22 protein-coding genes and 1 pseudogene are annotated in these 25,555 nt (G+C 71.5%); 15 read left to right on the plus strand and 8 right to left on the minus strand.

The genetic code is table 11. From position 1 onward, the window contains the following. Positions 1-142 precede the first annotated feature (142 nt). The gene (locus ACWD3C_RS19825) at positions 143-2,104 is read left to right on the plus strand and encodes a Xaa-Pro dipeptidyl-peptidase (protein WP_451145557.1); all 1,962 of its coding nucleotides are present in this window, start codon (positions 143-145) and stop codon (positions 2,102-2,104) included. Then, positions 2,101-3,360: a M14 family metallopeptidase gene (locus ACWD3C_RS19830; RefSeq protein ID WP_451145559.1), complete on the plus strand. Its 1,260-nt coding sequence runs from the start codon at positions 2,101-2,103 to the stop codon at positions 3,358-3,360. Before ACWD3C_RS19825 ends, ACWD3C_RS19830 begins: the two co-directional genes overlap by 4 nt. A 59-nt stretch (positions 3,361-3,419) precedes the next feature. Here ACWD3C_RS19830 and ACWD3C_RS19835 read toward each other — a convergent pair whose 3' ends face one another. After that, positions 3,420-4,370 carry an FAD-dependent oxidoreductase gene (locus ACWD3C_RS19835; RefSeq protein ID WP_451145682.1) on the minus strand — a complete coding sequence of 317 codons (951 nt, stop codon included), beginning with the start codon at positions 4,368-4,370 and terminating at the stop codon, positions 3,420-3,422. 95 nt (positions 4,371-4,465) lie between these two features. On the opposite strand from ACWD3C_RS19835, the gene ACWD3C_RS19840 reads away from it, so the two are divergent. Next, on the plus strand, positions 4,466-5,494 hold the full coding sequence (locus tag ACWD3C_RS19840) for an oxidoreductase (RefSeq protein ID WP_451145561.1): 1,029 nt from the start codon (positions 4,466-4,468) through the stop codon (positions 5,492-5,494). A gap of 70 nt (positions 5,495-5,564) precedes the next feature. Continuing rightward, a complete protein-coding gene (gene abc-f / locus ACWD3C_RS19845; protein ID WP_451145563.1) occupies positions 5,565-7,205 on the plus strand; it encodes a ribosomal protection-like ABC-F family protein in 1,641 nt (546 codons plus the stop codon). Positions 7,206-7,502: 297 nt separating this feature from the next. On the opposite strand, the gene ACWD3C_RS19850 is transcribed toward abc-f, so the two are convergent. The 3 genes from ACWD3C_RS19850 to ACWD3C_RS19860 all read right to left on the minus strand — a co-directional run bounded on the left by ACWD3C_RS19850 (position 7,503) and on the right by ACWD3C_RS19860 (position 11,690). Beyond that, positions 7,503-9,914 carry a Tex family protein gene (locus ACWD3C_RS19850; RefSeq protein ID WP_451145565.1) on the minus strand — a complete coding sequence of 804 codons (2,412 nt, stop codon included), beginning with the start codon at positions 9,912-9,914 and terminating at the stop codon, positions 7,503-7,505. A gap of 165 nt (positions 9,915-10,079) precedes the next feature. Then, complete coding sequence (locus ACWD3C_RS19855) at positions 10,080-10,235, minus strand: LPFR motif small protein (RefSeq protein WP_451145567.1); 156 nt, start codon at positions 10,233-10,235, stop codon at positions 10,080-10,082. Between the two features lie 588 nt (positions 10,236-10,823). Further along, a complete protein-coding gene (locus ACWD3C_RS19860) occupies positions 10,824-11,690 on the minus strand; it encodes an SCO6745 family protein (protein ID WP_451145569.1) in 867 nt (288 codons plus the stop codon). 179 nt (positions 11,691-11,869) lie between these two features. On the opposite strand from ACWD3C_RS19860, the gene ACWD3C_RS19865 reads away from it, so the two are divergent. Next, complete coding sequence (locus ACWD3C_RS19865; RefSeq protein ID WP_451145571.1) at positions 11,870-12,823, plus strand: GlxA family transcriptional regulator; 954 nt, start codon at positions 11,870-11,872, stop codon at positions 12,821-12,823. A gap of 127 nt (positions 12,824-12,950) precedes the next feature. Then, positions 12,951-13,586, plus strand: a complete 636-nt coding sequence (locus tag ACWD3C_RS19870; protein WP_451145573.1) for a DJ-1/PfpI family protein — start codon at positions 12,951-12,953, stop codon at positions 13,584-13,586. Between the two features lie 46 nt (positions 13,587-13,632). Here ACWD3C_RS19870 and ACWD3C_RS19875 read toward each other — a convergent pair whose 3' ends face one another. Further along, positions 13,633-14,376, minus strand: a complete 744-nt coding sequence (locus tag ACWD3C_RS19875; protein WP_451145575.1) for an enoyl-CoA hydratase/isomerase family protein — start codon at positions 14,374-14,376, stop codon at positions 13,633-13,635. A gap of 69 nt (positions 14,377-14,445) precedes the next feature. On the opposite strand from ACWD3C_RS19875, the gene ACWD3C_RS19880 reads away from it, so the two are divergent. Both ACWD3C_RS19880 and ACWD3C_RS19885 read left to right on the plus strand, forming a co-directional pair. Then, positions 14,446-15,081, plus strand: coding sequence for an HdeD family acid-resistance protein (locus tag ACWD3C_RS19880; RefSeq protein WP_451145577.1), 636 nt, complete (start codon positions 14,446-14,448; stop codon positions 15,079-15,081). A gap of 173 nt (positions 15,082-15,254) precedes the next feature. Further along, positions 15,255-15,803 carry an ATP-binding protein gene (locus ACWD3C_RS19885; RefSeq protein WP_451145684.1) on the plus strand — a complete coding sequence of 183 codons (549 nt, stop codon included), beginning with the start codon at positions 15,255-15,257 and terminating at the stop codon, positions 15,801-15,803. Here ACWD3C_RS19885 and idi read toward each other — a convergent pair. The 3 genes and pseudogenes from idi to ACWD3C_RS19900 all read right to left on the minus strand — a co-directional run. Further along, positions 15,769-16,395: an isopentenyl-diphosphate Delta-isomerase gene (gene idi / locus ACWD3C_RS19890; protein WP_451145579.1), complete on the minus strand. Its 627-nt coding sequence runs from the start codon at positions 16,393-16,395 to the stop codon at positions 15,769-15,771. The two genes, ACWD3C_RS19885 and idi, sit on opposite strands and share 35 nt — an antisense overlap. A gap of 258 nt (positions 16,396-16,653) precedes the next feature. Continuing rightward, entirely contained in the window at positions 16,654-17,592 is a 939-nt protein-coding gene (locus ACWD3C_RS19895; protein WP_451145581.1) for a cation diffusion facilitator family transporter, read from the minus strand. Positions 17,593-17,727: 135 nt separating this feature from the next. Further along, a pseudogene (locus tag ACWD3C_RS19900) lies at positions 17,728-18,005 on the minus strand (UDP-glucose 4-epimerase GalE); the annotation flags it as partial. 367 nt (positions 18,006-18,372) lie between these two features. Here ACWD3C_RS19900 and ACWD3C_RS19905 point away from each other — a divergent pair. The 7 genes from ACWD3C_RS19905 (at position 18,373) to ACWD3C_RS19935 (ending at position 25,466) form a co-directional block, all read left to right on the plus strand. Next, positions 18,373-20,196, plus strand: a complete 1,824-nt coding sequence (locus tag ACWD3C_RS19905) for a DUF5941 domain-containing protein (RefSeq protein ID WP_451145686.1) — start codon at positions 18,373-18,375, stop codon at positions 20,194-20,196. Then, positions 20,193-20,957 carry a phosphocholine cytidylyltransferase family protein gene (locus tag ACWD3C_RS19910; protein ID WP_451145583.1) on the plus strand — a complete coding sequence of 255 codons (765 nt, stop codon included), beginning with the start codon at positions 20,193-20,195 and terminating at the stop codon, positions 20,955-20,957. Before ACWD3C_RS19905 ends, ACWD3C_RS19910 begins: the two co-directional genes overlap by 4 nt. Further along, a complete protein-coding gene (locus ACWD3C_RS19915; protein WP_451145584.1) occupies positions 20,945-22,006 on the plus strand; it encodes an iron-containing alcohol dehydrogenase family protein in 1,062 nt (353 codons plus the stop codon). Before ACWD3C_RS19910 ends, ACWD3C_RS19915 begins: the two co-directional genes overlap by 13 nt. Next, positions 21,984-22,769 carry a CDP-alcohol phosphatidyltransferase family protein gene (locus ACWD3C_RS19920; protein ID WP_451145586.1) on the plus strand — a complete coding sequence of 262 codons (786 nt, stop codon included), beginning with the start codon at positions 21,984-21,986 and terminating at the stop codon, positions 22,767-22,769. The genes ACWD3C_RS19915 and ACWD3C_RS19920 overlap by 23 nt, the downstream gene beginning before the upstream one ends. Beyond that, positions 22,766-23,650: a glycosyltransferase family 2 protein gene (locus ACWD3C_RS19925; protein ID WP_451145588.1), complete on the plus strand. Its 885-nt coding sequence runs from the start codon at positions 22,766-22,768 to the stop codon at positions 23,648-23,650. The genes ACWD3C_RS19920 and ACWD3C_RS19925 overlap by 4 nt, the downstream gene beginning before the upstream one ends. A 96-nt stretch (positions 23,651-23,746) precedes the next feature. After that, on the plus strand, positions 23,747-24,682 hold the full coding sequence (locus ACWD3C_RS19930) for an ABC transporter permease (RefSeq protein WP_451145590.1): 936 nt from the start codon (positions 23,747-23,749) through the stop codon (positions 24,680-24,682). Next, positions 24,675-25,466, plus strand: coding sequence for an ABC transporter ATP-binding protein (locus ACWD3C_RS19935; RefSeq protein WP_451145592.1), 792 nt, complete (start codon positions 24,675-24,677; stop codon positions 25,464-25,466). Before ACWD3C_RS19930 ends, ACWD3C_RS19935 begins: the two co-directional genes overlap by 8 nt. Positions 25,467-25,555: the final 89 nt, after the last annotated feature.

Genomic DNA, 25,555 nt, shown 5'->3' on the forward strand with positions numbered 1-25,555 from the left:
ACCGTCCCTGTCACACGACCGCCGTTCGGCCGTCACGAGTCGTCCGGCCGTACGCACCTTTTCCGGCCACACCTTGGCCGAGTCCCCGCATGCCCCAAGGGCCCTCTTTTGCACAGGAGTTGACCGGGGTAGCTTCCCGCGCATGCCGATACGTGCGCGCCGCGGGCGCTTCACGACCTGGAGATCCTTCGCGACGGCGGCCACGGCCGCCCTGATGGCCACCCTTCTGACCCCGGCGGCCGCCCACAGCGCGCCCCGGACCAGTGAGCCGGTCTACTCGTACGAGAACGCGATCCGCGAATCCGTATGGGTGGACATCGGGTTCGACGGCGACAGCGACGGTCGCGACGACCGCGTCGCCGTCGACATCGTCCGGCCCCGTGAAACCGCCCAGCAGGGCCGCAGGATACCCGTGATCATGGACGCCAGCCCCTACTACTCCTGCTGCGGACGCGGCAACGAGGGCCAGCGCAAGACGTACGACGCGAACGGCAACGTTGTCCAGATGCCGCTGTTCTACGACAACTACTTCGTGCCCCGCGGCTACGCCTTCGTCGGCGTCGACCTCGCCGGCACCAACCGCTCCGACGGTTGCGTGGACATCGGCGGCCGCTCCGACATCCAGTCCGCGAAGGCCGTCGTCGACTGGCTGAACGGCCGCGCCAAGGGCTACACCACCCGCACCGGCGCCACCCGTGCCAAGGCGACGACCTGGACCAACGGCAAGACGGGCATGATCGGCAAGAGTTACGACGGCACCATCGCCAACGGTGTCGCCGCCACCGGGGTCGAGGGCCTGGAGACCATCGTCCCCATCGGCGCCATCTCCTCCTGGTACGACTACTACTTCGCCAAGGGCGCCCCCCTCTTCAACTCCGGTCCCGACTGGCTGTCCAACTACGTCGAGAGCCCCGGCGCCCGCGCCAAGTGCGCCGCCGTCCAGCAGAGGATCGTCGACGGAGCCCCGCGCACCGGCGACTGGACGTCGTTCTGGAGCGAGCGGGACTACCTGCCGGACGCCGACGAGGTCGAGGCCAGCGTCTTCGTGATCCACGGCATGCAGGACCTCAACGTCCGCCCCAAGCACTTCGGCCAGTGGTGGGACGCCCTCGCCAGGAACGGCGTCGACCGCAAGATCTGGCTCTCCCAGGTCGGCCACGTCGACCCCTTCGACTTCCGCCGCGCCGAGTGGGCCGACACCCTGCACCGCTGGTTCGACCACGAACTCCTCGGCTACGACAACGGAATCGACGACGAACCCATGGCCGACATCGAGCGCGAGCCCGACCAGTGGGTCACGTCGGACGTCTGGCCGCCCCGCGCCACCGGGACCACGACCCTGCGCCCCGGCAAGGGCACCCAGGCGGGTGTCGGCACCCTCGGCCTGCGCACGCGGACCGGCACCGAGACCTTCACCGACAACCCGCGGCTGAGCGAGACCGACTGGGCCGCGTACGTCGACCGGTCCACGCCCGACAAGGCCGGCTTCGTCACCAAGCCGCTCACCCGCGACCTCCGGCTGTCCGGCTCCTCCAAGGTGACCGTCACCGCGACCGCGACCACCTCGACCGCCCACCTCTCGGCGGTCCTCGTGGACCTCGGCCCGGACACCATCCGCGACTACGCCGACCCCGCCGAGGGCATCACCACGCTCACCGAACGCACCTGCTGGGGCCCGAGCACGACAGGCGACAGCTCCTGCTTCCGGGAGACCGAGGCGAAGACGGCCGACGTCGACTACACGATCTTCAGCCGCGGCTGGGCCGACCTCGGTAACCACGGCTCGGGCCTGACGGGCAAGCCGCTCACGCCCGGCACGCCGTACACGATCACGCTCGATCTGCACGCGAGCGACCACGTGATCCCGGCGGGCCACCGCCTCGCGCTGATCGTCGCGGGCACCGACGAGGACCTGATCGAGCCGCCGTCGAGCACCCCCACGCTCACCCTCGACCTGGCCCGCACCTCCGCCCGCGTCCCGCTGGTCGGCGGCGCCGAGGCGTTCGGGAAGGCGACCTCGGGAGCCGGCACCGCCCCGAGCGCGACCGTCCTCGACGGCGTACGCGAGCCGCGCACCGCCCAGCGCGTCCCGGAGGCCTCGTGAAGACCCGTATCGCCGCGGTGATCGCGGCCGCCCTCGCCGTCCCGCTGCTGCCGACGCCCGCACACGCGGCGGACACCCCGCCGCGCACGGGATTCGAGGAGTCGGGCGGCGCACGGTGGACCAGCCAGTCCGGGGAACGGGACTTCCTCGCCGCCGTCGACCGGGCGAGCGACCGCGTGTCGATCACCCGGATCGGCACCACCAAGCAGGACCGCCCGCTCCAACTCGTACGGCTCGGAACACGCCCCACCACCCGCACGGTCCTCCTGGTCTGCGGCCAGCACGGCAACGAGCCCTCCGGACGCGAGGCATGCCTCAGCACCGTCCGCGACCTCGCGTACGCCAGGGACAAGCGGACCGAGCGGTTCCTGAAGAGCACCACCGTCCTCGTCGTACCCACCGCCAACCCCGACGGCCGGGCCGCTGACACACGCGGCAACAGCGACGGCGTCGACATCAACCGCGACCACCTGTCGCTCCGGACGGCCGAGGCACGGGCGCTGGCCGCGGTCATCCGCGACCGGAAGCCCGACGTGGTCTACGACCTGCACGAGTACGGGGCCACACCCCCGTACTACGACAAGGACCTCTTCGACCTCTGGCCGCGGAACCTGAACACCGCCCCGGCCGTGCACGACGAGGCCCGGACCCTCTCGCTGGACCATGTGCGGCCCGCCGCGCAGGCCGAGGGGTACACGACCGGGACGTACGGCATCTGGACCGACCCCGTTACCGGCGAGCCGATCCGGCAGGTCGCCGGTGACGGTCAGGAACGCATCCTGCGGAACATGTCGGGCGTCAAGCACGCGGTCGGCCTGCTCATCGAGAGCCGTGTGCAACCCCTGGCCCAGGTACCGGAGCCCGTCAACAACCTGCGCCGGGTCACCTCCCAACTCGCTGCCCTGGACGGCCTGTTCGGCTTCGCGGCGGAGCGGGGCGGGCGCGTGGACGCGGCTACGAGAGCCGCCAGGCTGGCCGGCTGGCGCGACACCGGCCCGGTCTACGTCGGCGGCGCGGACAACGACCCGCCCGAACCCGCCGAGGTGATCCAGGACCCGCCATGCGGCTATCGGCTCACGGCGGATCAGTACGCGGAGTTCAAGGACGAACTCGCCCTGCACGGCGTGAAGGCGACCCGGACGGGTACGGGTGCCCTCGTCCCGCTGCGCCAGTCCTTGCGTGCGCTCGTCCCGCTGCTCTTCGACGAGCGGGCTCCGTACCACGTCACGGTGGGGGAGGCCGACACCGACTGCTGACCGGGTGAGATGGGGGGAGGCGGTCGGCCGGAGACCGACCGGGTCCGGTTCATCGGCCGTCACTGACCGGTGGCCAGCCTCGCCGCCTCCCCCGCGCACCCCCACGCCACCGTGATTCCCGCGCCCCCATGGCCGTAGTTGTGCACCAACGTCCGCCCGCCGGGCAGGAGTTCACGCTCCAGCCGCACCGCGTCGCGGGCGGGCCGCAGACCGACCCGGTGGTCGAGTACGCGGGCTCCGGCAATCTCCGGCAGCAGGGCCGTGCACCGCTTCACGATGGCCTCGGCGACGGCCGGGTCGGGCGTCAGCGACCAGTCGTCCTCCTCGGCGGTGCCGCCCAGGATCAGCCCGCCCGGCTGCGGCAGGACGTACGTGGTCTGCGCGGAGCCGTGGTCCACGGCACTGAGCCAGGTGGTGACACCGGGGTTCTCCACGACGACCAACTGCCCCCGAACGGGCCGTACGGACGGATCGGGAACGAGTTCGCGGGCGCCGAGCCCCGTGCAGTTGACGACGACCGGCGCCTCGGCCTCCGTGAGGTCGGTGACCGTACGTGTCTCGACGGTCCCGCCGGCGGCGGTGAGCCGTGAGCGCAGCCACCGCAGATGTGCCAGCATGTCGATCAACGGCAGCCGCGCCCACAGCCCGGTCCCCGCGTACTCCTCGGCCGTCGTCGCCCGCAGCCCCGGCACCCGAGCGGCCCACGCACCGAGCCCGTCCAGCGCGGCCCCACGGTGCACGCCCTCGACCATCCGCACCCCGGTCTCGTCGGGCCGCGCCGCCAACTCCTCGTACACGACCAGCGATTCGAGCGCCCACTCGCCGACGAGCACCTCCGGCTCGATGCGGTACGGCCACCACAGCCCGCCCGCGACCGCCGAGGTGGTCCGCTCGGCGGGCTCACGCGTCCACAGCCGTACGCGCCTGCCGCTCTCCGCCAGGACGGCCGCCGTCGTCAGCCCGGCGACCCCGCCACCGATCACGATCACATCATCATCGTTTTGATCCATTGCCACGTGGGCGACGCTAGCGGACCCGCGAAGAGGCGGTAGCGGAATACGCGGTGCCGTGCTCACAAGTGTCCCGCTCTGGGAATACTCACAGCATGTCTGCCGAGTACGCGACCTTCGGCCTGGCACCGGCGATGCGTGCCGGGGCCGTCCTCGCCGACGGCGCCTACCAAGCGCACCGGGACTTCGTCGACTTCATCGTGGACGGCCGCCCGCTGCTGTTCCAGCTCTCCGACCTCGACGCCGTCTCCCCGCTCGCCTCCGACATCCCGCCCTCGATCTTCACCGCCCACGTGCGCGGCCTCCTCCTGGAGACCGACGCCCCGCTGACGGGCGGACGCTATGTCATCTACGGCTGCCCCGAGTGCGCCGACCTCGCCTGCGGAGCCGTCACCGCGGTCATCGAGAAGGACGGCGACGACTACGTGTGGCGCGACTTCGCCTGGCAGACGGACGGGCGGGCCGATCTGGAGCTGAACGGCTACCACGGGATAGGGCCGTTCCGCTTCCACGGCCCCGAGTACCGCAGCGCGCTCGGATGCCTGCTGGAGGAGACCGCGGAAGAGCCCTCGGCCCGCCGCCGGGTCCTGCTCATCGGCGCCCGCGTCGCCGTCCTCGCCAAGCTCGCCGCAGCCCTGCGCACCATCGGCATCGGCGCCGAGATCGCGCACGACGCGGCCGGCGTCCCCGCCGAGGAACTGCGCACCTATGGCGCGGTGGCCTTCGGGCGGGCCGTCACCGAGGACCAGCGCGCCGCCGTACGGCAGTCCTTCGAGCACGCCGGGGTCGAGGTCGCGTACGTCAGCGGCCTCGCCCCGATCGTCCCTCTCCTCGTCGCCCAGATCGAACACGCCCTGGACCGCAGCCCGTTGGAACAGCGCCGCCTCACCCGCCTGGTCGCCGCCGACGGCGAGGCGGGCGTGGAGGTCACCTCCACCTGCCGGGTCCGGCTCACCGCGTACCGCCTGGACCGGCTGTACCGCACCCACACCCACGAGGTCTTCGACGGCGTACTGGAGACGGGCCGGCACCGCCTCGCCCTGGACCCGAAGGCGGTGAAGGGGGAGTCGTTCATCGTGGCCCGGGCGTCGGGGAACGTGCTGGTGGAGGCGATGGTGCGCTGAGGCCCTCCATGGGTTCTCCCGCGGATCTCCATTGGGAGGAGTGGCCCTCCAGTCGTTAGGATCGCCCCCTGTGACCGCCACCCTCGTCGTCAAGAACCTCGCCGCCGGCCACGGCGACCGCTCGCTCTTCTCCGGCCTCGACCTCGTCGTCGCGCCCGGCGATGTGATCGGGCTGGTCGGCGCCAACGGCGCGGGCAAGTCCACGCTGCTGCGCCTCCTCGCCGGCCTCCTCACCCCGGAACAGGGGGAGCTCCGCCTCTCCCCGCCCACGGCGAGCGTCGGCCACCTGCCCCAGGAGCCGGAGCGGCGGGAGGGCGAGACGGTACGGGAGTTCCTGGCGCGCCGCACGGGCGTCGCCGAGGCCCAGCGCGCCATGGACGAGGCCACCCAGGCCCTCGTCGACGGGGCGCCGGGCGCGGACGACGCGTACGCCACGAGCCTGGAGCGCTGGCTCGCCCTGGGCGGCGCCGATCTGGACGAGCGGGCCGAGGAGGTCGCCGACTCGCTCGGGCTCGGCGTCGGACTGGACCGGCCGATGACGGGCCTCTCCGGCGGCCAGGCGGCCCGGGCCGGACTCGCCTCCCTCCTCCTCTCCCGCTACGACGTCTTCCTCCTCGACGAGCCCACCAACGACCTGGACCTCGACGGCCTGGAACGGCTCGAACGCTTTGTGAGCGGCCTGCGCGCGGGCACGGTCGTCGTCAGCCACGACCGCGAGTTCCTCACCCGCACGGTCACCAAGGTCCTCGAACTCGACCTCGCGCAACAGCGGATCAACCTCTACGGCGGCGGATACGAGGCCTACCTGGAGGAGCGCGCTGTTCAGCGGCGGCACGCACGCGAGGACTACGACGAGTACTCCGACAAGAAGGCCGCCCTCCAGGACCGGGCCCAGACACAGCGCGCCTGGATGGACAAGGGCGTCAAGAACGCGCGGCGCAAGGCGGGCAACGACAACGACAAGATCGGCCGCAAGTTCCGCAGCGAGGCCAGCGAGAAGCAGGCCGCGAAGGCCCGGCAGACCCAGCGCATGATCGAGCGTCTCGACGTCGTCGAGGAGCCGCGCAAGGAGTGGGAACTGCGGATGGAGATCGCGTCCGCTCCGAGGTCCGGCGCCGTCGTCGCCACGCTGAGGGACGCGGAGGTACGGCGCGGGGACTTCCTGTTCGGCCCCGTGTCGTTGCAGATCGACTGGGCCGACCGGGTCGCCGTCACCGGCGCGAACGGCGCGGGCAAGTCGACGCTCCTGGGCGCTCTGCTCGGCCGGGTGCCGCTGGACTCCGGCCACGCGGCCCTCGGCTCCGGCGTCCTCGTCGGCGAGGTCGACCAGGCCCGCAAGCTCTTCCACGGCTCCGAGGCACTGCTGGACGCGTTCCGCGCGGCGGTCCCGGACACGGAGCCGGCGGAGGTCCGCACGCTGCTGGCCAAATTCGGCCTCAAGTCCGACCAGGTTCTGCGCCCGGCGGCAACCCTGTCCCCGGGCGAACGGACCCGGGCCGCCCTGGCCCTGCTCCAGGGCAGAGGCGTCAACCTCCTGGTCCTCGACGAGCCGACGAACCACCTCGACCTGCCCGCCATCGAGCAACTGGAATCGGCCCTGGACGCCTACGAGGGCACGCTGCTGCTCGTCACGCACGACCGCCGGATGCTGGACGCGGTACGGGTGACCAGGAGGTTCGAGGCGGCGGCGGGCAAGGTGACGGAACGCTGAGCGCTCCGTCGGCTGTGTCGATATGCGGCTCCGCCGCGGGGGCGCGATGTGCCGTCGATCGTCTGCGGCGCCATCGTGGCTGGTCGCTCCCCCAAGTTCTCGGCTTCGCTCGAACCCGGGGGGACCCCATCGCGGCGGAGCCGCATGGTGACGCCGCCCCGCGCCCCTTCAGGGCGCTGCCGAACCGCAGCGGCCTTCGCCCGACCTGCTGAGCAGGCGCCGGTGAGCGGCCCGAGCCCGAGGTCGGCCCCGGCACCGGGTGCCCTGTTGCCAGGGCCCCGGCACCGACGCCGAGGCTCACCGCCGCTTGGGGTCGACCAACCCGGCCCGCCGCAACGCATCCGCCATCGCGCTGTTGGCCGGCGGCGGAGCCTGGCGCGAGCCGCCGCCCTGGCGGCCCTGGGCACCGCCACCACCCTGGCGACCCTGCTGGCGCGGCTGAGGCGCACGCCCACCACGCTGCTGTTGTCGCCCACCGGAACCACCAGATCGCCCACCGGAACTGTCGGAAGACGCCCCTTGAGGCGCGGCCTCGTCGTCCAGCCGCAGCGTCAGAGAGATCCGCTTGCGCGGAATGTCGACGTCCAGGACCTTCACCTTGACGATGTCGCCCGGCTTCACCACGTCCCGCGGGTCCTTGACGAAGTTCTTGGACATCGCGGAGACATGGACGAGCCCGTCCTGGTGGACGCCGACGTCGACAAAGGCGCCGAACGCGGCGACGTTCGTCACGACACCCTCCAGGATCATCCCCGAGGACAGGTCGGAGATCTTCTCGACACCCTCCTTGAAGGTGGCCGTCTTGAAGGCGGGCCTCGGGTCGCGCCCGGGCTTCTCCAGCTCCCTGAGGATGTCGGTCACGGTCGGCAGACCGAAGGTCTCGTCCACGAAGTCGTTCGGCCTGAGCGACCGCAGCACCGACGTGTTGCCGATGAGGGAGGCGACCTCCTGGCCGGAGGTCTTCACCATGCGGCGCACGACCGGGTACGCCTCCGGGTGCACGCTCGACGAGTCCAGCGGGTCGTCACCGCCCCGGATCCGCAGGAAGCCCGCGCACTGCTCGTACGCCTTCGGCCCGAGCCGCGCCACGCCCTTCAGCTCCGAGCGGGACTTGAACGGCCCGTTGGAGTCGCGGTGGGCCACGATGTTCTCGGCGAGTCCGGAGGAGATGCCGGAGACGCGGGCGAGCAGGGGCGCGGAGGCGGTGTTCGCGTCCACGCCCACGCCGTTCACACAGTCCTCGACCACCGCGTCCAGCGACCTCGACAGCTTCACCTCGGACAGGTCGTGCTGGTACTGCCCCACACCGATCGACTTCGGGTCGATCTTCACCAGCTCGGCCAGCGGGTCCTGGAGGCGGCGCGCGATCGACACGGCACCGCGCAGCGACACGTCCATGTCCGGCAGCTCCTGCGAGGCGAAGGCCGACGCCGAGTACACGGACGCGCCGGCCTCGGACACCATCACCTTGGTGAGCTTCAGCTCCGGATGCTTGGTGATCAGCTCACCGGCGAGCTTGTCCGTCTCGCGGGACGCCGTGCCGTTGCCGATCGCGATCAGCTCGACCGCGTGCTCCTTGGCCAGCCGCGCCAGCTTGGCGATGGCCTCGTCCCACTTGTTGGCCGGGACGTGCGGATAGATCACGTCGGTGGCCACGACCTTGCCCGTCGCGTCCACCACGGCCACCTTCACGCCCGTACGGAAACCGGGGTCCAGGCCGAGCGTCGCGCGGGTGCCCGCCGGGGCGGCGAGCAGCAGGTCCCGCAGGTTCGCCGCGAAGACGTTGACCGCCTCGTCCTCGGCGGCCGTACGCAGCCGCAGTCGCAGGTCGATCCCGAGGTGCACGAGGAGGCGGGTGCGCCAGGCCCAACGGACGGTGTCCGTCAGCCACTTGTCGGCGGGCCGGCCGCGGTCGGCGATCCCGAAGCGATGGGCGACGATCCCCTCGTACGACGACGGCCCGTCCGTCGGCTCCTCCGGCTCCAGGACGAGGTCGAGGACATCCTCCTTCTCGCCGCGCAGCATGGCGAGGATCCGGTGCGAGGGCAGCTCGGTGAAGGGCTCGGCGAAGTCGAAGTAGTCGGCGAACTTGGCGCCCGCCTCCTCCTTGCCCTCCCGCACCTTGGCGGCCAGCCGCCCGCGCACCCACATGCGCTCGCGCAGCTCGCCGATCAGGTCGGCGTCCTCCGAGAACCGCTCGGTGAGGATCGCGCGGGCGCCGTCCAGCGCGGCCTGCGGATCGGGGACGCCCTTGTCGGCGTCGACGAAGGCCGCCGCGGCGGCGAGCGGTTCGACGCCCGCGTCGCCGAGCAGCCCCTCGGCGAGGGGCTCCAGACCGGCCTCGCGGGCGATCTGCGCCTTGGTCCGCCGCTTCGGCTTGAACGGCAGGTAGATGTCCTCCAGGCGCGCCTTGGTCTCGGCACCGCGGATCTGCGCCTCGACCTCGGGCGTCAGCTTGCCCTGCTCCCGCACCGACTCCAGAATCGCGGCCCGCCGCTCCTCCAGCTCCCGCAGATAACGCAGCCGCTCCTCGATCGTGCGCAGCTGCGCGTCGTCGAGCATCTCGGTCGCTTCCTTGCGGTAGCGGGCGATGAAGGGCACGGTCGAACCGCCGTCGAGCAGCTCCACCGCGGCCTTCACCTGCCGCTCCCGTACGCCGAGCTCCTCGGCGATCCTGCCTTCGATGGACCCTACGAGGGGTGTCGTCACGATCCCGTACCGCCTTCTCCACTGAGGTTGCGCGGCAATTGTGGCAGGTGGCGCCGACAACGGGGGATCAGGGCGGCCCCGGAGCCCGAAGAAAGGGCCGAGGCGCGCCGACGCGAGGGGAGCCGGACGCACGGTGACGTCCGGCTCTCCTTCGGCTGGCTGCGGTCAGGCCCGATGGGCTCGTCCGGTACGCCGCCCGGTGCGCCGCGTGGACGCCGAGGCACCGCCGAACAGCCGGGCCAGCGCCCGGAACGGCAACGTCACGACGGTGGCGACCGCCCCGCCGACCTGCCGCAACACGTCTGCGATTGCACGGAACACGCGCTTCCCCTTTCCTTTCCCGGCCGGGGAGACTGAGCCAGGTACGGGTACCGCGCATGGCGTCGATCATGCCCGGGGCAGCCCCGACCCCCGACTACGCGACTCCGGCCCCGACCGGACGTCCTGGCCTCGGCGGCGGCACGCGGTGCGCCCGCCTGCGAGCCGCCGGGCCCTTCGACGCCGTCCGCCGTCCGGCCCTGGCGTCTTGCCTCGCCGTCCGGCCTCGGCGTCGCTCGTCGTCTGCCGGGTGCGGTGCATCGCCGGGCCTGCCCCGCTGTGCGGGGACCGTCGAGTTCAAGCCCTCGTGGGAGCGGCGGAAAGCCACGACTCTTCGGCGGGGAATCGCGCTCCGGGTCCGGCCGATGCCGTCGGCAGGCCTTCGGGCTCGTCGCGGGCGGCCGCGACCCGGACCCGCCGATCACCGTCGCTCAGGGCCGACCGGATCGCCGACCCCGCGCGCTGCCACCTCAGTCGGGATGTGGCCCGCTGGAAACCCTCGCACGGGCGGCGGCCGTCCAACTCCCAGGCACCGCCCGGTCCGTCGAACCCCGAGACCGCCCGCGAGGCAGCCCGCGCACCCCCACCGCCTCACCCCTTGCCGATCATCGCGTCGGGGAAGGCGCCCGCCGCGATCGCGGTCTTGCGCAGGGTCGATGCCAGTTCTGTGAGCCGTTCCACGCCGGCCGCGCCCAGGTGCTCGTAGGGGGCCCGGTCGAGGCGGTCCGTCTCGGACTCGATGTCTTGGCGGAGGGTAATGCCCGCCTCGGTCAACTCGCCCTCGGCGTCGAGGAGTCCGCGCTCCCGGAGCCGGTCGGCCGCCGCGGCCCAGTCGTCGCGGGTCCAGCCGCGTGTGGCGAGCACCCACTTCGGGGCCATGCCCTTCCCGGTGGCGGTGTGGCTCACCAGGGCTTCCACCGGGTCGAGTTCGGCGTGGAGCAGCACCGCGAGGTGACCGTCGCCGCGGTGCTCACGCAGCAGGGTGGCCGCGTGCCACAGCGCGAGGTGGGGCTCGTCGGGTACCGGCAAGTCGGCGTGCGCCGCGTACAGGGGGCGCGCGGTCCTGACGCACGCCTCGGTCGCGCGCAGCGCGAGCTCCGCCGCCTCGGCCACCTCTTTGGAGGCGATCAGCTCCGCGCCGAGCAACCGCCGCAGGGTGGCGTCGACGGCACGCGCGCGTGCGGCCAGTACGACCTTTGGTGACGCGGTCTGCCACACGGCGGGCACGTGCCGCGCCACCAGGTCGTGCCGGAAGTTGTAGAACGTCGCCGTCACCGTGCCCGCGCCCACCGGCCCCATCGCCGCGGCCCGCACCGCGAGATAGGCCGCGTCGCGGTCCTCGACGCCCATGGCGGCCATCTCCCGCCCCAGGTCCGGCGAGAAGTAGTGCGTCGAGTGGAGCGGGTTGAGGGCGTTGTGGCAGCGCCGGGCGGCGCGCTCGGGCAGAGGAGTGGTCATGGCGGGCAGGTTACCGACTGCTTGGTATGCCGGGAAGTGGCGGACCCCACAAGGAACCGGCAGGGGCACGGCACAGGGGGACAGGGAACGGGCACACACTTCCCCGAGCCCGCGGCATGGCAGAAAAGGTGGGTTCCTCGTCATTGCGGCCATCCCATGCCCCGTCAAGAATCGAAGGCATGCGAACCGTCCTGGTCGTCCTCTTCGACGGCGTGCAGAGCCTCGACGTCTCGGGCCCGGTGGAGGTCTTCAACGGCGCCGAACTGCACGCCCCGGGGACGTACCGCATCCGTACGGCCTCCCCGGACGGCGCCCCCGCGCGCACCTCCAGCGGCCTCACCCTCGTCCCGGACCACGCCCTGACCGACGCCCCCGCCCCGCACACCCTGCTCGTCCCGGGCGGCCAGGGCACCCGGAGCCCCGCCCCGGACGTCGTCGCCTGGCTGCGCGAGCACGGCCCGCGCGCGGAGCGCCTGGTCTCGGTGTGCACCGGCGCCGTCCTGCTCGCCGAGGCCGGCCTCCTGGACGGCCGCCGCGTGACGACCCACTGGGCGTACTGCCACAAACTCGGCCGCGACCACCCGGCCGTCGAGGTCGACCCGGAGCCCATCTACGTCCGTGACGGACACATCGCCACCTCGGCGGGCGTCACCGCGGGCATCGACCTCGCCCTCGCGCTGGTCGAGGAGGACCTCGGCCGGGAGATCGCGCTCTCGATCGCCCGCCACCTGGTCGTGTTCCTCCGGCGCCCGGGAAACCAGGCCCAGTTCAGTGCCCAGCTCGCCGCACAGACAGCCCGGCGGGAACCGCTCCGCGAGGTCCAGCAGTGGATCACCGAGCACCCCGGCGACGACCTGAGCGTCGATTCCCTCGCCGCCCGCGCCCGCCTCTCGCCCCGCCACTTCGCCCGCGCCTTCCAGACCGAGACGGGCATGACCCCGGGCCGCTATGTCGACCGCGTCCGCCTCGAACACGCCCGCCGCCTCCTGGAGGACACCTCCGACGGCATCGAGCAGATCTCGCGGGCCTGCGGCTACGGCACCCAGGAGGCGATGCGCCGCGCCTTCGTGAAGGCCCTCGGGGCGGCCCCGGCGGAGTACCGGCGCCGCTTCCGCCCCCTCCACGCCGACTGAGCCACCCGAACCGGCTGAACCGGCTGAACCGGCTGAACCGGCTGAACCGGCTGAACCGGCTGAACCGGCTGAACCGGCTGAACCACCCGAACCGGCCGCACCGACCGAACCGACCGAAAGGAAGCCGATGCAGATCGCCATCGTCCTCTTCGACCGCTTCACCGCCCTCGACGCCGTCGGCCCGTACGAGACCCTCGGCCGCCTCCCGGACGCGGAGACCGTCTTCGTCGCCGAGGAGACCGGCCCTGTCCGCAGCGACACCGGAGCCCTCGCGCTCACCGCCGACAAGACGCTGTCCGAGGTGCCGGGCCCCGACATCGTGGTCGTCCCCGGCGGTCCGGGCCAATTCGCGCAGATGGAGAACGAGACCCTCCTCGGCTGGCTGCGCGCCGCCGACCGGGCGACCACCTGGACGACCTCCGTGTGCACCGGCTCCCTGCTGCTCGCCGGTGCGGGGCTCCTGGAGGGCCGCCGCGCCACCTCCCACTGGCTGGCCCTCGACTTCCTCCGGCAGTACGGCGCCGAACCGACGGGGGAGCGTGTGGTGATCGACGGCAAGTACGTCACCGCGGCCGGCGTCTCCTCCGGCATCGACATGGGCCTGACGCTGGTCGGCCGGATCGCGGGCGACGAACACGCCCAGGCCGTACAGCTGATGACGGAGTACGATCCCCAGCCGCCGTACGACGCGGGTTCCCCTCAGAAGGCGCCCGCGCACCTCGTGGAGGAGTTCCGCACGAACAGCCGCTTCGCCCTGATGTAGCTGATGCGGCTGATGTGATTGATGTGGCTGATGCAGCCGGGAGACCTCACACGGTCCATGTGAACCTCGGCTGCCGGCGCTCCAGGAACGCGGCGACGCCCTCGGCGGTGTCGCCGCTGCCGCGCGCCTGCTCCGCCCAGTAGGCGTCCCGGTCCGTCCGGCCGTTCGCGAACTCCTTGGCCGCCGCCTGCGTCAGCTGTGAGCGCGAGACCAGCACCCGTGTGAACTCCCCGACCCGCTTGTCGAGTTCACCCGGACGGAGGACCTCGTCCACCAGCCCTGTGCGCAGCGCCCGTTCGGTGCCGATCAACTCGCCCGAGAACAGCAGGTACTTGGCGGTCGCGGGCCCCACCAGCGCCGCCAGCCGCCGCGTGGAGGACGCCGGATAGACGATCCCCAGCTTCGCCGGTGTCACCCCGAACAACGCCCCCTCCTGAGCGAACCGCAGATCACAGGCCGCCGCCAGCTGCGACCCGCCGCCCACGCAGTACCCGCGGATCGCGGCGAGCGTCGGCTTCGGAAAGGCCGCGAGCGCCTCCTCGGCGAGCACCGCCAGCCCCTGTGCCTCCTCCGGCGACCCGCGCAGCGCCGAGATGTCGGCCCCCGCGCAGAAGGTCTCGCCCTGCCCGGTGAGCACGAGCGCCCGTACGGCGGGGTCGGCGGCGAGCGCGTCGAGCAGCGGCGGCAGCGCCCGCCACATCCCGGCGGTCATGGCATTGCGCTTGGCCGGGTAATCGATGAGGACGGTGGCGACCCCGTCGGCGACGCGGTGCGGCAACTGCGGCTCCATACGCCGGATGCTAGCCGCACCCCACGACCGTACGATCAAGAAGGGGGCCGGAACCCGAGGAGGCCCCGCATGGCCCGACGCAAGGACCAGACCGCCCAGCTCAGCCGCGGCTTCGGCTGGCTCGCCGCGCTCGGGGTGATCCTCGTGGTCGCAGGGCTCGTCGGGCTGGTCTACACCGGGGTCGCCACGCTGACCTCGATGCTCCTGTTCGGCTGGCTGCTGCTGATCGGCGGCGCCGTCGGCCTGCTGCACGCGGTGCAGGCGCGCGGCACCAACTTCTTCTGGCTGGGCGTCGTGGTCGCCGCCCTGAACATCGCCGCCGGTGCGGTCATCCTCCGCAGGCCGGAGGCGGCGGCCGAGGCGCTGACCATGTTCGCGGCCCTGCTGTTCCTGACCGGCGGCGTGTTCCGGCTGGTCGGCAGCCTCGTGGTGCGCGGCCCCCAGTTCGGCTGGACGCTGCTCCAGGGCGCCTTCGGCCTGCTCCTCGGCATCCTGGTACTGGCGTCGTGGCCGAGCAGCAGATACGTCATCGGGACCTTCTTCGCGCTCGCCCTGCTCTTCGACGGACTCGGCCTGATCGCCACCGGCTTCGGCGGGCGGCGCATCGTCGGCATGGTCTCGGACCGGCTGGCCGCCGACGAGGCCCGGAGCGCCACCGGGAACGAACCGGGCGAGTCCCCCACCAAACCCGTACAACCCGAATAGTTCCGAAATCGGCACGACAGGGGCGGGGCTGATCGCGCGGTCGACTGGTCCCGGCATTCGCGGTCATAAGCCGTCGATACGCGCTGACTTCTGTTCAGTCCTAGGGGTCGCAGCGGTCCGTTACCAACACTCGACGTGTGGTGACAATCGAGCGCGAGGGTGGCGACCGGACGATGGAGAACCAAGGGCGAGGGCCGGGCCCACGCCCTGCGGGCGACGGGGCGGCACCTCCCGACCCCGGAGCGCCGGGACCACTGCCGTACGAGGGGGTCTGGCGGTTCACCGCGCCCGCCGTCGACGTGTCGGTGCCGCAGGCCCGGCGCGCCGTGCGGGACCTGCTCGCCCGGCAGTGCGTGCCGGTCACGGACGAGCTGGTCCAAGGACTGCTGCTGATCGTCTCCGAGCTGGTGACGAACGCCGTCAAACACGCGGCGCTGCTGTCACCCATGCTCGCCGTGGAGGTCGCCGTCGGGGCGGAGTGGGTGCGGGTGTCCGTGGAGGACAACCATCCCTACCGCCCGACGGCCCTGGAGGCCGACCACGGTCGGACCGGCGGCCGGGGGCTGCTTCTGGTGAGCGAGATCACCAGGGAGGCGGGCGGGGCGTGCGACGTGGAGCACACCGCGAGCGGCGGCAAGGTGATCTGGGCCGCCCTGCCGCTGCCCTTCGACCGGCCCCCGGTCGGTCTCACCAGCCTGCGGACGGGCCCGTCAGCTCTCTGATCGCCGGCCGGGCCGAATCCAGCACGGTCATGAACCAGGACGAGAAGGTGTCCTTGGCGTGCCGCTCCGCGAGCTCGTCGGGCGTCACGAACGCCGTGGCCCCGACCTCCTCCGGGTCGGGCCGCAGCACCGACTGCACCATCCCGACGAAGAGATGGTTGAACTCCTGCTCCACCAGGCCCGACTCCGGGTCCGGGTGGTTGTAGCGGACCGTGCCCGCCTCGGCGAGCAGCGACGGGGAGACCCCCAGCTCCTCGTACGTCCGCCGCGCGGCCGCCGCGAAGGGCGCCTCGCCCGGATAGGGGTGGCCGCAGCAGGTGTTCGACCAGACACCGGGTGAGTGGTACTTGCCGAGGGCGCGCTGCTGGAGCAGCAGCCGTCCGTACTCGTCGAAGAGGAACACGGAGAAGGCCCGGTGCAACTGTCCCGGGGGTTGGTGGGCCGCGAGCTTCTCCGCCGTGCCGATCGTGGTGCCGTCCTCGTCGACCAGTTCCAGCAGGATCGCTTCCGTGGTGCCTCCCCCAGCGCCTTGAGGGCCGGGGAGGTGCCCCCATGGTGAACTGTGCATCTCGGTGGCAGGTGTGATCGGCATGCCCATCCTTCGCCTCGTTCGTCGAGCCTCAAGTCTGCCGTACGGAACCGGCACTCCCGGCACTTCGCGACGATCCGCATGTCCCGTCCGGACTCCCCCGGACAGGCCGTGCGCCCCGCGTGCGCCGGACGCCGGCAGCGGCCGGATGTCTGATCGTGCCCGGTGCCACGGACGCGGAACCGCCCCCCACGAGAGGCTGCGTCTTCTGGGGGACCGGCGTCCGGACTCCCCGGCGATCCCCGGGTAGTACCACCCGGGTCAGTGACACAGCCTCGCCTCGTGCTCCGCGTGGCCGCTCGGCTCCAGCTGGAAGGTGCAGTGCTCGACGTCGAAGTGGTCGCCGAGGCAGCCCTGGAGCTCGTGGAGCATCTTCTCGTGGCCGATGGCGTCCAGGGTGCCGGAGCCGACGACCACATGCGCGGAGAGGACGGGCATCCCGGAGGTGATGGTCCAGGCGTGCAGGTCGTGGACGTCCTCGACGCCGGGCAGCGCCAGTATGTGGGCGCGCACCTCGGCCATGTCGACGCCCTTGGGGGCCGACTCCAGAAGGACGTCGAGGGTCTCGCGCAGCAGCTTCACCGTCCGCGGGACGATCATCAGACCGATGACGAGCGAGGCGATCGGGTCGGCGGCCTGGAAGCCCGTGGCCATGACGACCACCGCGGAGATCAGCACCGCCAGCGAGCCCAGCGCGTCCGCGGCCACTTCCAGGAACGCGCCCCGCACGTTCAGGCTCTCCTTCTGCCCTCGCATCAACAGCGTGAGCGAGATCATGTTCGCGACCAGACCGACCAGGGCGAACACGACGGTCAGCCCGCCCCGGGTCTCGGCCGGGGCGATGAAGCGCTCGATCGCCTCGTACAGCACGTAGCCGCCGACGCCGAGCAGCAGCAGACAGTTGGCCAGCGCGGCCAGTATCTCGGCGCGTGCGTACCCGAAGGTGCGCTTCTCGCTGTAGGGCCGGTTGGCGAAGTGGATCGCGAGCAGCGCCATGCCCAGACCGAGCGCGTCGGTCGCCATGTGCGCCGCGTCCGCGATGAGCGCGAGCGAATCCGCGACGACTCCGCCCACGACCTCGACCACCATGACGGTGAGCGTGATCGACAGCGCGACCCGCAGCCTCGCCCGGTACGCGGCTGCCGCCGTACCGGTGGTCGGTGCGCCGTGCGCGTGCCCGTGATCGTGACCCGCCCTCATGGAGAACACCCTTCTGTGCGCGGTCGAGGAGCACAGTGAACTACGGGCGGGGGGTATGGGGCAACGCGGCACTGAACACCGTTGTCATATGCTCTGACCTGCGTAAACGAAGCGCAGGTCAGAGCATCGGGAAGATCACGCGCCCCGGTGCTGCCGCCGGCCCGCCCAGGCCGGCCCGACCGTCTCGCGTACCCCGCGCCCGGCCGTCCGGCCCAGCTCCCGGGCGGCCGGGCCGACCGAGGCGACCCGCGCGCGGGGCGTCACCGGGACGGCGTGGCTCGACGAGCGGGGGCCGCCGGTCGCCGGTCACCTCGGCGATGAGCGTGAGCAGTTCGCGTACCGAAACCGCGTGCACCGCGGCCGATGTTCACCGTCAGGTCGCCCGTGGCGCCCCGGCCGAGAGGTCGTCGAGCTTGACCACAGGCTCCCCGGCACCGGCCATGGCCCGCGTCGCATGCGCCCCGATGTATCCAGCACCACCTGAGATCAGCCATGTCAGTGGGCGCCCACCCTGTGCCGCCGTGTCCGGGGCCTGTCGGCAATGCCCTCAATGCCGTGATCTGCGACCACGAGTTTGTGAAGCAAGCCGAAAATCACCGATGATGATCGTGGCGGAGGAACAAGCAGTTCCGGTAGAGCGGGCCTTGAACGCGCGGTGAACGCAGGTTTCCCATCATCCGATAACCTCTGCCGACACGCCGCCCGGCCCTCGCGGCCCTGGGCGCGTCACCACGCACACGCCCGGCGCGGACGCGCCGACGTCTCAGGGAGTGAGTCCGTCTGTCGACCGCCATCCTCACCGGTCAGCCGGGCCCCGGATCGTCGCTGGAAGGCGATCTGCGGTCGCTCGGCTTCGACGTGCGGGTCGCTGCCGACGACGGTGACGCCGGGACGCTCCTCGCCGCGGTCCCTGCCGACCAACGGGTGGCCATCGTCGACGCCCGCTTCGTGGGCCACCTCCACGCACTCCGCCTCGGGCTCACCGACCCCCGCTTCCCGGCCGCCGCGCTGCCCGGCGCCGTCACGGTCCGGCCCGCCGCCCGCCAGGCCCTGACCCGGGCCGTGGTCGGCGAGGGCTCAGCCCTGTCCGGCACGACCGCCGTCGCCGTGGACAGCCTGGCCGACCGCGTCACCGCCGCCCTCGACGCCGACGGTGTCACCGTGCACCACCCCGAACTCGGCACCCTCGTCGCCGCCGTCCCCACCGACCCGCGTGCCCTGGGCGAGGCCCGCCGGGCCGTCGCCGCCGTCGACGACGAGGCCGTACGACTGCGCACGGCGGTGAAATCCCGCGACGGCTTCTTCACCACGCACTTCATCAGCCCGTACTCCCGCTACCTCGCCCGCTGGTGCGCCCGCCGCGGCCTGACCCCGAACCAGGTCACCACGGCCTCTCTGCTGACCGCCCTGATCGCCGCGGGCTGCGCGGCCACCGGCACCCGCGCCGGCTTCGTCGCCGCCGGCGTCCTCCTCATCCTCTCCTTCGTCCTCGACTGCACCGACGGCCAGCTCGCCCGCTACTCCCTGCGGTACTCCACGCTCGGCGCCTGGCTCGACGCGACCTTCGACCGTGCCAAGGAGTACGCCTACTACGCGGGCCTCGCGCTCGGTGCGGCCCGTGGCGGCGATGACGTCTGGGCCCTGGCGCTGGGCGCGATGGTCCTCCAGACCTGCCGCCACGTCGTCGACTTCTCCTTCAACCAGGCGAACGCCGGGGAGCCCGCCGCCACCACCGACAACAGCCCCGCCGCCGCCCTCTCCGACCGGCTGGACAGCGTCGGCTGGACGGTCTGGGCGCGCCGCATGATCGTCCTGCCGATCGGCGAGCGCTGGGCGCTGATCGCCGTCCTCACGGCGGTCACGACTCCCCGTATCACTTTCTCCGCGCTGCTCATCGGCTGCGCCTTCGCGGCCATGTACACCACGGCGGGCCGCGTGCTGCGTTCGCTGACGCGCACGGCGCGGCAGCGAACGGACCGGGCGGCGCGCGCGCTCGCGGACCTCGCGGACAGCGGCGGGCTCGCGGAAGCCGTCGTGCGCCTGCTGAAGAAGCTGCCCGCCCCCCCGCCGTTCGGCTCGCGCGCCTTCGTGGCGCTGCCCGGCGCCGTGATCCTTGTCGCAGTGGCCTGGTCCGCTCCGTACGGCAGCGGGTGGCCCGTCCTCGCCGCCGCGCTGTACGTCCTCACCTCGGCCGCGGCCGTCGCCCTCCCCCTCACCGGTGCTCTGGACTGGCTCGTTCCGCCTCTGTTCCGCGCCGCCGAGTACGTCACCGTCCTGGTGCTGGCGGCCAGATCAGGGGTGAACGGAGCCCTTCCCGCGGCTTTCGGGCTGGTGGCGGCCGTCGCCTACCATCACTACGACACGGTGTACCGCATCCGCGGCAACACCGGCGCGCCACCGCCGTGGCTGGTGCGGGCGATCGGCGGGCACGAAGGCAGGACGCTGCTGGTCACCGTTCTCGCCGTGCTGCTCGTCGGCACAGATTTCACGGTCGCGCTCACGGCCCTCGCCGTGGCCGTGGCCCTGCTGGTGCTCGCCGAGAGCATCCGTTTCTGGGTGTCCTCGCACGCACCCGCCGTACACGATGAAGGAGAACCCGCATGATCGGCCTCGTGCTGGCGGCCGGCGCCGGACGGCGTCTGCGCCCCTACACCGACACCCTGCCCAAGGCACTGGTGCCGGTGGGACCCGAAGGGTCCGTAGAAGGGGATGCGGAGAGCCTCACCGTCCTGGACCTCACGCTCGGCAACTTCGCCGAGATCGGTCTGACGGAGGTCGCGATCATCGTCGGGTACCGCAAGGAGGCCGTCTACGAGCGCCGCGAGGCCCTGGAGAAGAAGTACGGCCTGAAGATCACCCTCATCGACAACGACAAGGCCGAGGAGTGGAACAACGCCTACTCCCTGTGGTGCGGCCGTGACGCGATCAAGCACTCGGTGATCCTCGCCAACGGCGACACCGTGCACCCGGTCTCCGTCGAGAAGACCCTGCTCGCCGCCCGGGGCGGCGACAAGAAGATCATCCTCGCCCTCGACACGGTGAAGTCCCTCGCCGACGAGGAGATGAAGGTCGTCGTGGACCCCGAGAAGGGCATGACGAAGATCACCAAGCTGATGGACCCGGCCGAGGCGACCGGTGAGTACATCGGCGTCACCCTCATCGAGGGCGAGGCCGCCGACGAGCTGGCCGACGCGCTGAAGACGGTCTGGGAGACCGACCCGCAGCAGTTCTACGAGCACGGTTACCAGGAGCTCGTGAACCGCGGCTTCAAGATCGACACAGCTCCCATCGGTGACGTCAAGTGGGTCGAGATCGACAACCACGAGGACCTTGCCAGGGGACGTGAGATCGCGTGCCAGTACTGACGAGGCTCATCCCGTCGCCGATCGTCGTGGACATCCGCCCGGGTGCCCTCGACGATCTGGCGACGGTCCTCGCGGACCAGCGGATCTCGTCCTCCGGCCGGCTGGCCGTCGCGATCAGCGGCGGCTCCGGGGCCCGGCTGCGCGACCGGCTCGGCCCTGCCCTGCCCGACGCCGACTGGTACGAGGTCGGCGGCGGCACCCTGGACGACGCGATCCACCTGGCCGACGCCATGAAGCGCGGGCATTACGACGCGGTCGTGGGCCTCGGCGGCGGCAAGATCATCGACTGCGCCAAGTTCGCCGCCGCGCGCGTCGGGCTGCCCCTGGTCGCCGTCGCGACGAACCTGTCGCACGACGGCCTGTGCTCGCCCGTGGCGACCCTCGACAACGACGCGGGGCGCGGCTCGTACGGTGTGCCGACCCCGATCGCCGTCGTCATCGACCTCGACGTGATCCGTGAGGCCCCGGTCCGCTTCGTCCGTTCCGGCATCGGCGACGTCCTGTCCAACATCTCCGCGGTCGCGGACTGGGAGCTCGCCCACCGCGAGCGCGGGGAGTCCATCGACGGTCTCGCGGCCGCCATGGCCCGCCAGGCCGGTCAAGCCGTGCTGCGCCACCCCGGCGGCGTCGGCGACGACGGCTTCCTCCAGGTGCTGGCCGAGGGTCTGGTCCTCACCGGGATCGCGATGTCCGTCTCGGGCGACTCGCGTCCGGCCTCCGGTGCCTGCCACGAGATCAACCACGCCTTCGACCTCCTCCACCCCAGGCGTGCCGCCAGCCACGGCGAGCAGTGCGGCCTGGGCGCGGCCTTCGCCATGTATCTGCGCGGGGCGCGCGAGGAGTCGGCGTACATGGCCGGGGTGCTGCGCCGGCACGGGCTGCCCGTGCTGCCGGAGGAGATCGGCTTCGCGGTGGACGAGTTCGTCCGGGTGGTGGAGTTCGCTCCGCAGACCCGGCCCGGCCGTTACACGATTCTCGAACACCTCGACCTGAAGACCGACCAGATCAAGGACGCATACGCCGACTATGTCAAGGCCATCGGTAGCTGAACTCCGCCCCGTCGTTCACCCCGAAGGGGTGAAGGACCGGCGCAGCGGTGAGCACTGGGCGGGACGCCTGTACATGCGGGAGATCTCGCTGCGGGTGGACCGTTTCCTGGTCGACGCCAGGATCACGCCCAACCAGCTCACCCACCTGATGGTCGTCGCGGGCGTTCTGGCGGGCGTGGCCCTTCTGATACCGGGCCTGGCCGGGGCGCTCATCGGTGCCCTGCTCATCCAGCTCTACCTGCTGCTCGACTGCGTCGACGGGGAGATCGCGCGGTGGCGGGGGCAGACCTCGATCACCGGCGTCTACCTGGACCGCATCGGGCACTATCTGTGCGAGGCGGCCCTTCTCGTCGGCTTCGGCCTGCGCGGCGCCGACCTGTTCGGCGACTCGGGGAGCCCGCAGTGGCTGTGGGCCTTCCTGGGCACGCTGGCCGCCCTGGGCGCGATCCTGATCAAGGCCGAGACGGACCTGGTCGATGTGGCCCGCTCCCGCAGCGGCCTGCCCGCCGCCACGGACGAGGCGTCCGTGCCCCGCTCCTCCGGCCTCGCCCTCGCCCGCAGGGCCGCCGCCGCGCTGAAGTTCCACCGGCTGGTCGGCGGCGTCGAGGCCAGCCTGTTCATCCTGGTCGTGGCCATCGCCGACCTGGCCGCCGGTGACGGCCTGTTCTGGACGCGGCTCGGCATCGCCGTCCTGGCCGGCATCGCGATCCTCCAGACGCTGCTGCACCTCGTGTCCATCCTCGCCTCCAGCAGGTTGAAGTGAGCGGCCCAATGAAGGTCGGGGTGGTCATCATCACCATGGGCAACCGCCCCGACGAACTCCGTGCCCTCCTCGACTCGGTCGCCAAGCAGGACGGCGACCCGGTCGAGGTGGTCGTGGTCGGCAACGGCTCGCCCGTCCCGGACGTCCCCGAGGGCGTACGGACGGTCGAACTGCCCGAGAACCTCGGCATCCCCGGCGGCCGCAACGCCGGTGTACAGGCGTTCGGCCCGAGCGGCCGGGACGTCGACATCATCCTCTTCCTCGACGACGACGGCCTCCTCGCCCGCACCGACACCGCCGTGCTGTGCCGGGACGCCTTCGCGGCAGACCGGAGGCTCGGCATCATCAGCTTCCGCATCTGCGACCCGGACACCGGCGTCACCCAACGCCGCCATGTGCCCCGCCTGCGCGCCTCCGACCCGATGCGCTCCTCCCGGGTCACCACCTTCCTCGGGGGCGCCACCGCGATACGTACGAAGGTTTTCGCCGAAGTCGGTGGACTTCCGGACGAATTCTTCTACGCCCACGAGGAAACCGACCTGGCATGGCGGGCTCTCGACGTGGGCTGGATGATCGACTACCGGTCCGACATGGTGCTGTACCACCCCGCGACCGCGCCCTCGCGGCACGCGGTCTACCACCGCATGGTGGCGCGCAACCGGGTCTGGCTCGCGCGCCGCAACCTCCCCGCGCCCCTCGTGCCGGTCTACCTCGCCGTGTGGCTGCTCCTCACCCTCATACGCAGACCCACGCGTCCCGCCCTGCGGGCCTGGTTCGGCGGCTTCCGGGAGGGCTGGACCACCCCGTGCGGTCCCCGACGGCCCATGAAGTGGCGTACGGTGTGGCGTCTGACCCGGCTGGGCCGACCTCCTGTCATCTGACAAGCTCGATATCTGAGAGCATTCGGCGTACCCGGTCCCTGGTCAACTGCCTCGGCCCGGTCAGGTTGCGCACTTTGAGGACGAAAGTTTCCACTTGTGAGTGAGACAACGCATGACGGCAGGGTCGCGGTGAGCGAACGACCGTCACCCGATGCAGGGCTTTCCGCGGCCGAACTGGCCGCCAAGTACGGGCTCTCGGTCAGCGGAGCCCGGCCCGGGCTCGTCGAGTACGTCCGCCAACTGTGGGAGCGGCGACACTTCATCCTCGCCTTCTCGCGGGCGAAGCTCACCGCTCAGTACAGCAAGGCCAAGCTCGGTCAGCTGTGGCAGGTGGTCACTCCGCTGCTGAACGCGGCCGTGTACTTCTTCATCTTCGGCCTGCTGCTGGGCGCCCGGCGGGGTGTCCCGCACGAGATCTACGTTCCGTTCCTGGTGACGGGCGTGTTCATGTTCACCTTCACCCAGAGTTCGGTGCTGGCGGGCGTGCGTGCCATCTCGGGCAACCTGGGCCTGGTGCGCGCGCTGCACTTCCCGCGGGCCTCGCTGCCGATCTCGTTCTCGTTGCAGCAGCTCCAGCAACTGCTGTTCTCGATGGGCGTGCTGGTCGTGATCATGGTGGGGTTCGGCAGCTACCCGAGCCTGTCCTGGCTGCTGGTGGTGCCCGTGCTGGTCCTGCAGTTCATCTTCAACACGGGCCTCGCGCTGTTCTTCGCGCGCCTGGGCAGCAAAACTCCCGACCTGGCTCAGCTGATGCCGTTCGTCATGCGCACTTGGATGTACGCGTCGGGCGTGATGTTCAGCCTCCCGGCGATGCTTGAGAGGAGGAACGCGCCGGCCTGGCTCACCGACGTCCTCCAGTGGAACCCCGCCGCGGTCTACATGGACCTGGCCCGCTTCGCGTTGATCGACAAGTACGACTCCTCCTACCTGCCCCCGCACGTGTGGGCCTTCGCGCTCGGCTGGGCGCTGCTGGCCGGCGTGGTCGGCTTCGTGTTCTTCTGGAGGGCCGAGGAGAGGTACGGCCGTGGCTGACCTCGCCAAGGAGGGGAACCGGGTCCCCACCGTCATCGCGGACGACCTGCACATCGTCTACCGCGTCAACGGTGCCAGGGGCGGCAAGGGCAGCGCCACCGCCGCCCTGAGCCGCATCCTCAGGCGAGGATCCGACGACGAAGCGCGCGGGGTGCGCAAGGTGCACGCCGTGCGGGGTGTCTCCTTCGTGGCCTACCGAGGCGAGGCCATCGGCCTGATCGGTTCCAACGGCTCCGGCAAGTCCACCCTGCTGCGCGCCGTCGCCGGCCTGCTGCCCGCGGAGAGCGGCAAGGTCTACACCGACGGCCAGCCCTCCCTGCTCGGCGTCAACGCGGCCCTGATGAGCGATCTGACGGGCGAGCGGAACGTCGTCCTGGGCGGGCTCGCGATGGGCATGTCCCGCGAGCAGATCAGGGAGCGCTACGACGAGATCGTCGACTTCTCCGGCATCAACGAGAAGGGCGACTTCATCACCCTGCCCATGCGCACCTACTCGTCCGGCATGGGGGCGCGCCTGAGGTTCTCCATCGCGGCCGCCAAGGACCACGACGTCCTCATGATCGACGAGGCCCTGGCCACCGGTGACCGCAGGTTCCAGAAGCGCTCTGAGGCCCGCATCCGCGAGCTGCGCAAGGAGGCCGGCACGGTGTTTCTGGTCAGTCACAGCAACAAGTCGATCCGCGAGACCTGTGACCGCGTCCTGTGGCTGGAGCGCGGGGAACTGCGCATGGACGGACCCACCGAAGAGGTCCTCAAGGAGTACGAGAAGTTCACGGGCAAGTAGCCCGTACGGCCCCGGGCCCCACCGGAACTGTTCCGGCGGGGCCCCGCGTCTGCAAAGGAAACGTCAACTCCGGCCGCCCTCAGGAATCT

The sequence above is a fragment of the Streptomyces sp. NPDC002845 genome (genome assembly GCF_053591955.1).